The organism is Streptomyces niphimycinicus, assembly GCF_018883605.1.
In the GTDB taxonomy this organism is placed as follows: Bacteria; Actinomycetota; Actinomycetes; order Streptomycetales; family Streptomycetaceae; genus Streptomyces; species Streptomyces niphimycinicus.
Window position 1 is genome coordinate 1 of the sequence record NZ_JAHLEM010000447.1, and the last position, 10963, is coordinate 10963.

The following is a 10963-nucleotide window of genomic DNA, read 5'->3' on the forward strand; positions in this document are numbered from 1 at the left end:
GGTGGGTGGCGGGTGCGGGGCCTCCGGGGCGGCGCCCTGGACCGTATATTTACGGCGCCATTGGCCGGGGGCGTTGGGTGGGCCGGGGATTGGCGCCACAAATACACGTAAGCGTCCAGGACACCACCCCTCCGACCCCGCCCCCTCCCGCCGCGTCGGCGGCCGCACCCCGGTGGCACGGCTTCCGGTCCGGCCCCGGGGCCCGCGCGGTGACTAACAGTCGGGCTCCTCCACCGCGAAGAGCTCGTCCAACAGCTCGTCTGCCTGGGAGACGGTGAACGCGCGGTCGAGCCAGTGCCGCAGGGTGTCGCGGTAGGTGCATTCGCTGATACGGCGGCGTGTCTCGGACCGGACGGCGATCCCCCGATGTTCGAGGATGCGCAGGACTCCCTCGGCAAGCCCTGCCGCCTCCCCGTGGGCCTGGCCCTTGAGGAAGGTCTGCTCGATGAGGGTTCCCCGGCCGGGGAAATAGCTACCTACTACGGCCATGGTGTCGTCAGCCGTCCTCGGTGAAGAGCTCGTTGGCGGTGGAGACGGTCATGGCACGGTCGAGCCAGTGGTCCAGTGTCTTGATGTCGGTGCAGTTGGTGATGCGCTCGCGGATCTCCGCCGAGGTGCGGATCCCCCTGTTTTCCAGGGTGCGCAGCACGGCGCGCGCACCCCCCACAGCCTCACCCACGGCCTTGCCCTTGAGGAAGGTCTCTTCGACAAGGGTGCCGCGACCAGGGAAGTAGCTGCCTACCACGCTCATCAGTTTCCTCCAGACGTCTCGTGCTGGGGTATTCCCCAGACCGATCTCCAGTAGCTCCGAGTAGTACGGGCGGGACTCCGGGTCGGCCTTGGCGAGGGCCTGAGCCAGTGTTTTCAGTATGGCCGGAGCGTTTGGGTCGCGCCCATGTGTCAAGGCCGAGAAGGCAGCCAGGGTCAGATCCTGGGACGCCTCCTCGGGGTCGAGGATCACCGGGACGTTTCCGGGGCCCAGCACCAGCGGGTGTACGGACAGTGCTGTCCACCCCTCCACGCCGATGCGAAAGGGCCCCGCCGCCCAGTCGGCGGTTTTCTTGTCCTGGCAGACTACGAGTAGCAGCGCCGGAAGCTCGTGCTTCGCTGCCATGTACGAGAGGTAGTACGCCCAGCTAACCGCCTTGTCCGGGTCGCGGCGCCCCTGTGCCTCGATGGCCAGGAGGAAGCCGCCGCCGTCAGGCGGAACCACGCGCAACACGCTGTCCACGCGCCGCTCCAGCGGGCGGATCTCCGTGGCGTCGGGGGTGAGCACCTCGACGGCTGCTTCCTTTGGCAGCGGTACGTCCAATATGCGGAATACCGGCGCGAGTAACTCCGGTCGTTCTTGAAAGATGCGATGTGCGGCCTCATGCCGCGAACTGACCATGTGTGTGAACGTAGGGTCATCAGTGCATGTGCACGGGGCAAATGACCGGTGATCACCCGATTGGGGGAAAGACCCGGGTGGCGTCAGGCGGCGATCTCGTAGGCGTGTTGCTGGGGAGTGAGTTCGAACCAGAGCAGCTTGCCGCTGATGCCGAAGAGGTCGTCGGCGAGGGGGTAGCCGCCCCAGTTGTCGGCGCACAGCCGGACGATGAGCAGGCCCCGGCCCGAGGTGGCGTCCAGGCGGGTGGCGGCCTCGGTGAGGGCCGTGAAGCGGTCGAGGGGGCTGGGTGGGGCGTCGAAGGGCGCGGGGATGGTGGGGTTGGTGTCCCAGATGCTGACGCGGAGGCGGCTTTCGCAGAGGTGGCGGATGCGGAGTTGGGCCGGGCCGTCGGAGTGGCGGACGGCGTTGGTGACCAGCTCGCAGGTCAGGAGTTCCGCCGTGTCGGTCAGTTCCGTCATGCCGTGGGAGGCGAGGACCGCCCGGAGGGTGGCGCGTGAGATGCGTGCCGCCCGTGGGTCGTTGGGGAGGCGGAGGGAGTACGTCCAGGGGTCGGAGGACGGCGGTACGTTGGCCATGGAGTCTCCCTCGGTCGGGCGAAGTTGGGGCGCTTGCGCCACACCGTATGGGAGTCGGTGGTAGACCTGCTACGAAATCAGCAGCAAGGCTGCTAAATGACTTCGTGTGGGTGACATAGGGAGATCCGGATGCCGCCGAGCAACACCCCGACCCTGACCCAGCGACGCCTGGGGACAGAACTGCGCAAGCTCCGGGAACGCGCGGGCTTGTCATCGACCGCTGCCGCCGCGCGGCACGGAATCAACCAGGCTCGCCTGAGCAGTATCGAGGCCGGGCGGTACCCGGTGAGCGCGGATCGCGTGCGCGTTTTCGCCCGCAACTACGCCTGCGGGGACGATGGTCTCTTGGATGCGCTGGCCGATATGACGGGCGGCCGTACCCGAGGGTGGTGGGACGAGTACCGAGAGCATCTCCCGGCGAGCTTCGCTGATCTGGCGGAGTTGGAACACCAGGCTCTTGGGCTGCGCGTCGCAGTCGTCATCCACATCCCGGGTCTGCTGCAAACCGTGGACCACGCCCGCGCGGTGATCCGGGAAGCGGCCCCGCCGTTGCGGGCATACGAGGTGGAGCATCGGCTGTCGCACCGGATGAAGCGGCAGGCGATCCTCTACGGAGACGAGCCGGTGCCGTACACCGCGATCATCCATGAGGCAGCTCTGCGGATGGAGTTCGGCGGTGTGGGAACGGTTCGCGCCCAGCTTGAACACCTCATCGCCATGAGCGAGCTGGGTAACGTCACCATCCGGGTGATTCCGTTCGGCGGTGGTGGGACCTTTCCTGGCGCAGGGCAGTCGCTCGACTATGTCGTCGGTCCCGTGCCACAACTCGATACGGTGCAACTCGATCTGGCGTGGGGGTGCCAGTTCATCGATGCTGAGGCTGAGCTGGCCAGATACCGGGCCGTCGTCGATCGCATGGAGACGACTGCCCTCAAGCCGCGAGAGTCGAGGGACTTCATCCGTGGCGTCTTGCGTGCGATGTGAAGGGAGAAGCGTGTCCGGGTACCAGTGGCGGAAGTCGTCTTACAGCGCTAACTCGTCCAACTGCATCAACGTCGCCGCTGAGTGGCGGAAGTCCACCCACAGCGGGGACGCGGGCAACTGCGTGAACGTCGCCGCGAGCGACCGCGCCGTGCTGCTCAGGGAGAGCGACGACCCCAGCGTCGTCCTGACCACCACCCCCGCCGCCCTGCGTGCCTTCATACGTGGCGCCAAGGACGGCGCCTTCGATGGCATCGAGGAAGGCGGAGCGTAAGGCGCGACGGCCCGTCGGGAGAGGGAGAGGGAGAACAGACGGCCCGTCGCGTTCGTGACCCTAGGCTCCGGCGCTGAGCGGGCACTTACCGCTTGCTGAGCCCGGCCGGACGGCCAACCGGAAAAAGGGGAGGCGGCCCGGTCGGCGGCCGGGGTACCGTGCCGCCCATGGACTCGTTTCTTCAGATCTACGGCTGACACGCCGTTTCGCCCCGCGCACCGGCGACTACGCCCGTGCGCCGGGCCGTCGTGTCCATCTCGCCGTAGATTTGAAACGAGTGATCTCTCATGTCACGTCCGTCCCGTCGTCGTGCCCATATCGCGATGGTCGGTGTTCCCGCCATCAGCCATGTACTGCCCAGCCTCGAGATCATCCGCGAGCTCGTGGCGCGCGGTCACCGGGTGACCTACGCCAACGATCCCTTCGTCGCGGACGTCATCGAGGCCACCGGTGCCGTGTTGGTGCCGTACCGGTCCACGCTGCCTGTCGTGGACAACAACTGGCCGGAGGACCCCATCGCCGCCGGCACCGTCTTCCTGGACGACGCGATCCAGGCGCTGCCGCAGTTGCGCGCCGCGTATGACGACGATCCGGCCGACCTCTACCTCTACGACATCGGCGGCTACGCCGGGCGTGCCCTGGCCGAGGCGCAGGGGCGGCCGACGCTACAGCTCTCGCCGTCCTTCGTGGCCTGGGACGGCTACGCGGAGGAGGTCGGGGCGGCGCTCAAGGCGCTGCCGGGGGCCGACGCGTATCAGGAGAAGTTCGCGTCGTGGCTGGCCGGTTGCGGGGCGACCACGCTCGACCCCGATGTCTTCAGCGGGCGGCCGGAGCGGGCCATCGCGGTGATTCCCCGGGCCATGCAGCCGAACGCGGACCGAGTGGACGAGGAGGTGGTGACGTTCGTCGGGCCGTGCCTCGGGGACCGGGCCGGGCAGGGCCGGTGGGAACGGCCCGCCGGGGTGGAGAAGGTGCTGCTGGTCTCGCTGGGTTCGGCCTTCACCCGGCAGCCTGACTTCTACCGGGAGTGCGCCGCGGCTTTCGGGGAGCTGCCCGGATGGCATGTGGTGTTGCAGATCGGGAAGTACGTCGACCCGGCCGAGCTGGGGGAACTCCCGGGCAATATCGAGGTGCACCGCTGGGTGCCGCAGTTGGCGATCCTGGAGCAGGCCGACGCGTTCATCACCCATGCCGGGATGGGCAGCAGCGGCGAAGGGCTGTACTGCGGGGTGCCGATGATCGCCGTACCGCAGAGTGCCGAGCAGCCGATGAACGCCGACCGGCTCGTGGAACTGGGCGTGGCCCGCCGTATCGACACGGCGGACGCCACGGCCGAGGTGCTGCGCTCGGCGCTGACCGAGCTCACCACGGACGGGGAGGTCGCGCGGCGGGCGGCGCGGCTGCGGGACGAGGCGCGGGCCGAGGGCGGCACCAGGCGGGCCGCCGAGCTGATCGAGGCCGCGCTGCGGTGATACGACGATGGCCCGGCCGCTTGTGGCGGCCGGGCCATCGGCAGGCGTCGGGCGACTACTTCACGATCGTGATGCGGTCCGCCTTCGGCGGGTCAAGGGGCGAGGACTGCGACGAGTGCGCGCCCAGGTAGGCCGTGAACGCGTCCAGGTCGGAGGCGCCGACGAGCTTGTTCTTGCCGTCCTTGAAGGCGGGGAAGCCGTCACCGCCGCCCGCGAGGAACTCGTTCATCGCGACCCGGTAGGTCTTGGCGGGGTCGATCGGCTCACCGTTCAGCTTGACCGTGTCCGTGACGATCCGGTCCTTGCCGGACTTGGTCAGATCCAGGGTGTAGGTGAGGCTCCTGGAGACCTGGAGGATCTTCGGGGATGCCTCGTTGGAGCCGCTGACCTGCTGCTGGAGCGCGGTGATGAGCTGGGAGCCGGTCAGGTCGAGCACGTTCATCATGTTGGTGAAGGGCTGGACGGTGAACGCCTCGCCGTAGGTCACCACCCCGTCGCCCTCGCTCCCCGACGCCTTGTGGGCGAGGTCGGAGCGGATGCCGCCGGGGTTCATGAAGGCGAGCTGGGCGCCGCCCTTGTCGGCCGGGGCGAGCGCTTCGAGCTGGCCGTCGGCGATGACGTCGCCCAGGGGCGTCTCGTACGCGGTGGAGCCGCGGCCGTTGACGTCGGCGGAGATATAGCCGACCGGCTTTCCCGCGATCGGGGCGGCCAGCTTGTTCCAGCGCCCGATGAGCGAGGTCATGTCGGGGGCCTTGGGCTGCTCGCGGTCCACGACGTGGTTCGCCGCGTTGGCGCCCTTCACGCTCGTCCGCACGATGTCGCCGGTGCGGCGGTCGTAGGTGAGCGTGGTGTCCGTGTAGAGGCGGCCGAAGGAGGCCGCGGAGGTCACGGTGCGCGGGGTGCCGGACGGGTCCGGGATGGTGCAGGTGTACGCCTGGTGGGTGTGGCCGGTGACCAGGGCGTCGACCGTGGGCGAGATGTTCTTGGCGATGTCGACGATGGGGCCGGAGATGCCCTTGCCCGCGCCGCCGTTGTCGCAGTCGTCGTTGTACGAGGCGGAGGCGGGCAGCCCGCCCTCGTGGATGAGCGCGACGATCGACTTCACGCCCTTGCGCTGAAGCTCCTTGGCGTACTTGTTGATCGTCTCGACCTCGTCGTGGAACTTCAGGCCCTTGACGCCCTCGGCCGTGACGATGTCCGGGGTGCCCTCGAGGGTGACCCCGATGAAGCCGATCTTCACGCCCTTGTGCTTCCACACGGTGTACGGCTTGAGGATGGGCTTGTCGGTCTTCTCGTCGGTGACGTTCGCGGCGAGGTAGGGGAAGTCGGCGCCCTGGAAGGTCTTGCCCTTCTCGTAGCAGCCCTCCTTGGGGTGGCAGCCGCCGTTCTGGATCCGGTTCAGCTCGGCGCGGCCTTCGTCGAATTCATGGTTGCCGACCGTAGTGACGTCGAGGTCCAGCTTGTTGAGCGCCTCGATGGTCGGCTCGTCGTGGAAGAGACCGGACAGCAGCGGGCTGGCGCCGATCATGTCGCCGCCGGCGGCGGTGACGGAGTAGTCGTGGCCCTTACGGGCGTTACGGAGGGAGGTGGCGAGGTATTCGGCGCCACCCGCCGGGATGGTCTTGGTGGTGCCGTCCGGCTGGGTCTCGGTGACGGTGCCCGAGGAGCCCTGCGGGGGCTCCAGGTTTCCGTGCAGGTCGTTGAAGGACAGGAGCTGTACGTCGACGGTGCGCCCGGGCCGGTGCTTGTCCGAGGCGGCGGCGGTGTCCGCGCCCGCCGGGCCCACGGCGGTCAGCACCCCGGCCGCGGCGGCCAGCACCGCGACTCCCGTGGCCAACCGGCGTGCCGCCCCGCGCCGTTGAGGTCTCGCTGGCATGTCGTCCCCTTGTGTGCCCCGTGATGGATGGTGGAGCGCAGCTTATGGTCAACGCGCGTAGCGGGGCAGGGGCTGGAGGTTAAGAGCTGGTAGCCGATGGTCAACGGTGTGGGGCGACTTCGCCCGTTCAAATGAAATGTCCCGATAGGCGGTTTGGGTGGCGGTTCGCTATGTGAGCGTGCGGATCACGCAGAACGAACTCGCGAAGCAGCCGCCCATCCCCGCGCAGGGGTCCGAGCTCCCGCCGGGCTTCTTCGAGCTGGTGGATGACCTCAAGGCGATCGTCACGCAGGCGAGCGTGCGCGCTCAGATGAAGGTCAGGCCCGAACAAATTGGGCAACAAGCTGTTGCCCAATTGCCCTGGGGTCACATCACCCTGCTGATGGCAGGGCGCCGCGCTCAACAACTTCGACGCCACGGTCCCGGAGGACTCCGATGCCGTCAACGAGGTCGTCGAGGATCCCTGCCGAGCCGACTTCACTCGGCTCTCCGGCAAGGTGGCGGAGCGCGACGATCCGACCCTCGGGATCCTCATCGCGAAGAGCCGCGACAAGGGGACGATCGAGTATGCCCTGCGGAGCAACGACGCCCCGCTCGCCGTGAGCACCTACGCCGCGCTGCCGCCCCATGTGCGGGAGCTGATGCCCAGTGCCGAGGACCTCTCCCGCATCGCCGACGACATCCTCGACGGGGATGGGGCAGCCGGGTGACCCGCTGGTAACAAATTGGCCAGCGGCTTGCTGGCCAATTGGGCCGCCGTAGGCTCGGCCCCATGAATGACGTGGTGAACGAGACATCCGGTGCCCGGCGGCTCGATGTGCTGGAGGAGCTGGCGCCCACCGAGGCGCAGGATGTGCTGCGGTTGGTCGCGGAGTCCGCGCGCGCCGATGGTCAGCAGGCCGTCTCCGAGCAGGGGCGGCTTCAGTTGCGGGGGCGGCGGGAGGGGGTGCGGCATCTGGTGCTGCGGGAGCCGAGCGGGGAGCTGGTGGGATACGCGCAGCTCGAGGACACCGACCCGGTGGAGGCCCCGGCCGCCGAGCTGGTCGTGCACCCGGGGCACCGCGGGCAGGGGCATGGCCGGGCGCTGGGCGTGACCCTGCTGAGGGAGTCGGGGAAGCGGCTGCGGGTGTGGGCGCACGGGGGGCATGCCTCGGCGCGCCATCTGGCGCAGGTGCTGGGGCTGACGCTGTTCCGGGAGCTGCGGCAGATGCGCCGGCCGCTGGGGTCGCTCGCGGAGCTGGGCCTTGCGGAGCCCGCGTGGCCGCAGGGCGTGACGGTGAGGACCTTCCGGCCGGGTGCGGACGACGCCGACTGGCTGGCGGCGAACGCGGCGGCCTTCGCCCACCACCCCGAGCAGGGCTCGCTCACCCAGCGTGATCTGGACGACCGTAAGGGCGAGCCGTGGTTCGATCCGGCGGGGTTCTTCCTGGCCGAGCGCGAGGGGCGGATCGTCGGCTTCCACTGGACCAAGGTGCATGCCGAGGAGCGGCTGGGGGAGGTGTACGTCGTGGGCGTGCGGCCGGACGCGCAGGGTGGCGGTCTCGGTAAGGCGCTCACATCGGTCGGGTTGCGGCATCTGGCCGCACAGGGGGTGCCGACCGCGATGCTCTATGTGGACGCCGACAACTTCGCCGCGGTCGCGGTCTACGAACGGCTCGGCTTTGTCACCCATGAGACGGACCTGATGTACCGGACCGAGACCTGAGCCGGCCCCGCGCCCGGGGGCGCTGAAGGGGCGGAACCCCTGGGGGCCGGACCCCTGGGGGATGGGTCCCGATTTCCTACGCGCCATGTGTCCGTTACCGGCGATTCAACCTTGGTTGCGAACATCACTGAATGCAGCCCGCTGTGCCGAATTCGTCGAACCGGAGGCTCCGTGCCGTTTCCGCACCCGCTTCCGCCACGCCGTCTTCGCCTCCGGCGCGGAACAATGAATTCATGAGCGAAAGCAGCGGTCAGGCATCGGTTTCCCCCCAGCCCCAGCGGCAGCCCTCGGTCGGGTCCATCGCGGCCCACCGGCCGCATGCTGTCGCCGCGCCACCGGTGCGGTCGCTCGACCCCGGCCTGGACGCCGATCTGGACTCGTACGAGGAGGGGGACGGGCCCGACCTGACGGGCGGGGACCTGCCGCAGGGGCGGTTCCTGGACCGGGAGCGGAGCTGGCTGGCGTTCAACGAGCGGGTGCTGGAGCTGGCCGAGGACCCCGCCACCCCGCTGCTGGAGCGGGCCAACTTCCTGGCGATCTTCGCAGGCAATCTGGACGAGTTCTTCATGGTGCGGGTCGCCGGCCTCAAGCGGCGCATCGCGACCGGGGTCGCCACCCGCTCGGCCTCCGGGCTCCAGCCGCGCGAGGTGCTGGACCTGATCTGGAACCGGTCCCGTGAGCTCATGGCCCGGCACGCGGCCTGCTACCAGCAGGACGTCGCCCCGGCGCTCGCGGAGGAGGGCATCCATCTGGTCCGCTGGCCGGATCTCACCGAGAAGGAGCAATCCCGCCTCTTCACCCTCTTCCGGCAGCAGATCTTCCCCGTGCTGACCCCGCTCGCGGTGGACCCGGCCCACCCCTTCCCCTATATCTCGGGGCTCTCGCTCAATCTCGCGGTCGTGGTGCGCAACCCCGTGAGCGGGCATGATCACTTCGCACGTGTGAAGGTTCCGCCGTCGCTCTCCCGGTTCCTGGAGGCGTCGCCGCAGCGGTATGTGCCGCTGGAGGACGTGATCGCGGCGCATCTGGAGTCGCTCTTCCCCGGGATGGAGGTGCTCGCGCACCACATGTTCCGGGTGACCCGCAACGAGGACCTCGAGGTCGAGGAGGACGACGCCGAGAACCTCCTCCAGGCCCTGGAGAAGGAACTGCTGCGCCGCCGCTTCGGGCCCCCGGTGCGGCTGGAGGTCGAGGAGTCCATCGACCCGTATGTGCTGGACCTGCTGGTGCGCGAGCTGAAGATCTCGGACGCCGAGGTCTATCCGCTGCCGGGGCCGCTCGACCTCACCGGGCTGTTCGGGATAGCCGCGCTGGACCGGCCGGAGCTGAAGTACCCCAAGTTCGTGGCGGGCACCCACCGGGACCTCGCCGAGGTGGAGTCCGCCTCCCCGCCCGACATCTTCGCGGCGCTGCGCGAGCGGGACGTCCTCCTCCACCACCCGTACGACTCGTTCTCCACCTCCGTACAGGCGTTCCTGGAGCAGGCGGCGGCCGACCCGGACGTGCTGGCGATCAAGCAGACGCTGTACCGCACCTCCGGCAAGTCGCCGATCGTCGACGCGCTTATCGACGCCGCCGAGGCCGGCAAGCAGGTGCTGGTGCTCGTGGAGATCAAGGCGCGCTTCGACGAGCACGCCAACATCAAGTGGGCGCGCAAGCTGGAAGAGGCCGGCTGCCATGTCGTCTACGGCCTCCTCGGCCTGAAGACCCACTGCAAGCTGTCGCTGGTGGTCCGCCAGGAGGGCGACACCCTGACCCGCTACTCGCATGTGGGCACCGGCAACTACCACCCCAAGACCGCCCGGCTGTATGAGGACCTGGGGCTGCTGACGGCGAACTCCCAGGTCGGCGCCGACCTCTCCGACCTCTTCAACCGGCTGAGCGGCTACTCCCGGCGGGAGAACTACCGGCGGCTGCTGGTCGCCCCCAAGTCGCTGCGCGACGGGCTGATCACCCGGATCAACAAGGAGATCACCCACCATCGGGCGGGCCGCCCGGCCTACGTCAAGATCAAGGTCAACTCGATGGTCGACGAGGCCGTCGTCGACGCCCTCTACCGGGCCTCGCAGGCCGGTGTGCCGGTCGATGTGTGGGTGCGCGGCATCTGCGCGCTGCGGCCGGGCGTCCCCGGGCTCTCGGAGAACATCCGGGTCCGCTCGGTCCTCGGACGCTTCCTGGAGCATTCGCGCGTATTCGCGTTCGGTAACGGCGGCGAGCCGGAGGTGTGGATCGGCAGCGCCGACATGATGCACCGCAACCTCGACCGCCGGATCGAGGCGCTGGTGCGGGTCACCGACCCCGGCCACCGCGCCGCCCTCAACCGCCTGCTGGAGACCGGGATGTCCGACTCCACCTCCTCCTGGCATCTGGGCCCGGACGGCGAGTGGACGCGGCATGCGACGGACGCGGAAGGCCAGCCGCTGCGGAACGTTCAGGAGATGCTCATCGACGCCCGGAGGCGACGGCGTGGTTCAACGACATGACCTGTCACCGGCCGGGATGACGGACGCCGCCCAGCCCTGCCCGGGGGCGGCGGACGGCATGACGGATCGCGGTGCGACGACGGATCGCGGTGCGACGACGGACCGGGGCGTGACGACGGACCGGGGCACGGCCGGCCGGGGCATGGCCGATCGGGGCACGGCCGGCCGGGGCATGGCCGATCGGGGCACGGCCGACCGGGGCACGGC

The 10963-nt window shown here is 69.2% G+C and carries 10 protein-coding genes; 6 read left to right on the forward strand and 4 right to left on the reverse strand.

The genetic code is table 11. The features are described from left to right. Positions 1 to 213: 213 nt before the first annotated feature. The 3 genes from KN815_RS31995 to KN815_RS32005 all read right to left on the reverse strand — a co-directional run bounded on the left by KN815_RS31995 (position 214) and on the right by KN815_RS32005 (position 1965). A complete protein-coding gene (locus KN815_RS31995) occupies positions 214 to 489 on the reverse strand; it encodes a hypothetical protein (protein WP_216345353.1) in 276 nt (91 codons plus the stop codon). Positions 490 to 496: 7 nt separating this feature from the next. Continuing rightward, complete coding sequence (locus tag KN815_RS32000) at positions 497 to 1390, reverse strand: hypothetical protein (RefSeq protein WP_216345354.1); 894 nt, start codon at positions 1388 to 1390, stop codon at positions 497 to 499. Positions 1391 to 1473: 83 nt separating this feature from the next. After that, a complete protein-coding gene (locus KN815_RS32005; protein WP_216345355.1) occupies positions 1474 to 1965 on the reverse strand; it encodes an ATP-binding protein in 492 nt (163 codons plus the stop codon). A 129-nt stretch (positions 1966 to 2094) separates the two neighbouring features. Between KN815_RS32005 and KN815_RS32010 the strand changes: the two genes are divergently transcribed. The 3 genes from KN815_RS32010 (at position 2095) to KN815_RS32020 (ending at position 4692) form a co-directional block, all read left to right on the forward strand. Continuing rightward, positions 2095 to 2949 carry a helix-turn-helix domain-containing protein gene (locus KN815_RS32010; RefSeq protein ID WP_216345356.1) on the forward strand — a complete coding sequence of 285 codons (855 nt, stop codon included), beginning with the start codon at positions 2095 to 2097 and terminating at the stop codon, positions 2947 to 2949. Positions 2950 to 2959: 10 nt separating this feature from the next. Then, a complete protein-coding gene (locus KN815_RS32015; protein ID WP_253209363.1) occupies positions 2960 to 3220 on the forward strand; it encodes a DUF397 domain-containing protein in 261 nt (86 codons plus the stop codon). A gap of 287 nt (positions 3221 to 3507) precedes the next feature. Continuing rightward, positions 3508 to 4692, forward strand: a complete 1185-nt coding sequence (locus KN815_RS32020; protein WP_216345358.1) for a macrolide family glycosyltransferase — start codon at positions 3508 to 3510, stop codon at positions 4690 to 4692. Between the two features lie 55 nt (positions 4693 to 4747). Here the strand turns inward: KN815_RS32020 and KN815_RS32025 are convergent, their stop codons facing one another. Further along, positions 4748 to 6568 (reverse strand): bifunctional metallophosphatase/5'-nucleotidase, encoded by a 1821-nt coding sequence (locus KN815_RS32025; RefSeq protein WP_216345359.1) that lies wholly within the window; start codon positions 6566 to 6568, stop codon positions 4748 to 4750. A gap of 497 nt (positions 6569 to 7065) precedes the next feature. Here KN815_RS32025 and KN815_RS50895 point away from each other — a divergent pair, with 497 nt between their 5' ends. The 3 genes from KN815_RS50895 to KN815_RS32040 all read left to right on the forward strand — a co-directional run bounded on the left by KN815_RS50895 (position 7066) and on the right by KN815_RS32040 (position 10756). Further along, positions 7066 to 7278: a PDDEXK nuclease domain-containing protein gene (locus tag KN815_RS50895; protein WP_253209364.1), complete on the forward strand. Its 213-nt coding sequence runs from the start codon at positions 7066 to 7068 to the stop codon at positions 7276 to 7278. A 62-nt stretch (positions 7279 to 7340) separates the two neighbouring features. Next, on the forward strand, positions 7341 to 8273 hold the full coding sequence (gene mshD / locus KN815_RS32035) for a mycothiol synthase (protein ID WP_216345360.1): 933 nt from the start codon (positions 7341 to 7343) through the stop codon (positions 8271 to 8273). 233 nt (positions 8274 to 8506) lie between these two features. After that, positions 8507 to 10756, forward strand: a complete 2250-nt coding sequence (locus tag KN815_RS32040) for an RNA degradosome polyphosphate kinase (protein ID WP_216345361.1) — start codon at positions 8507 to 8509, stop codon at positions 10754 to 10756. Positions 10757 to 10963: the final 207 nt, after the last annotated feature.

Coding starts and splice junctions, on each gene's coding strand:
- KN815_RS32040 (WP_216345361.1), top strand. CDS start 8,507: ATGAGCGAAAGCAGCGGTCAGGCATCGGTTTCCCCCCAGCCCCAGCGG.
- KN815_RS32025 (WP_216345359.1), bottom strand. CDS start 6,568: ATGCCAGCGAGACCTCAACGGCGCGGGGCGGCACGCCGGTTGGCCACG.
- KN815_RS32020 (WP_216345358.1), top strand. CDS start 3,508: ATGTCACGTCCGTCCCGTCGTCGTGCCCATATCGCGATGGTCGGTGTT.
- KN815_RS31995 (WP_216345353.1), bottom strand. CDS start 489: ATGGCCGTAGTAGGTAGCTATTTCCCCGGCCGGGGAACCCTCATCGAG.
- mshD (WP_216345360.1), top strand. CDS start 7,341: ATGAATGACGTGGTGAACGAGACATCCGGTGCCCGGCGGCTCGATGTG.
- KN815_RS32005 (WP_216345355.1), bottom strand. CDS start 1,965: ATGGCCAACGTACCGCCGTCCTCCGACCCCTGGACGTACTCCCTCCGC.
- KN815_RS32010 (WP_216345356.1), top strand. CDS start 2,095: ATGCCGCCGAGCAACACCCCGACCCTGACCCAGCGACGCCTGGGGACA.
- KN815_RS32000 (WP_216345354.1), bottom strand. CDS start 1,390: ATGGTCAGTTCGCGGCATGAGGCCGCACATCGCATCTTTCAAGAACGA.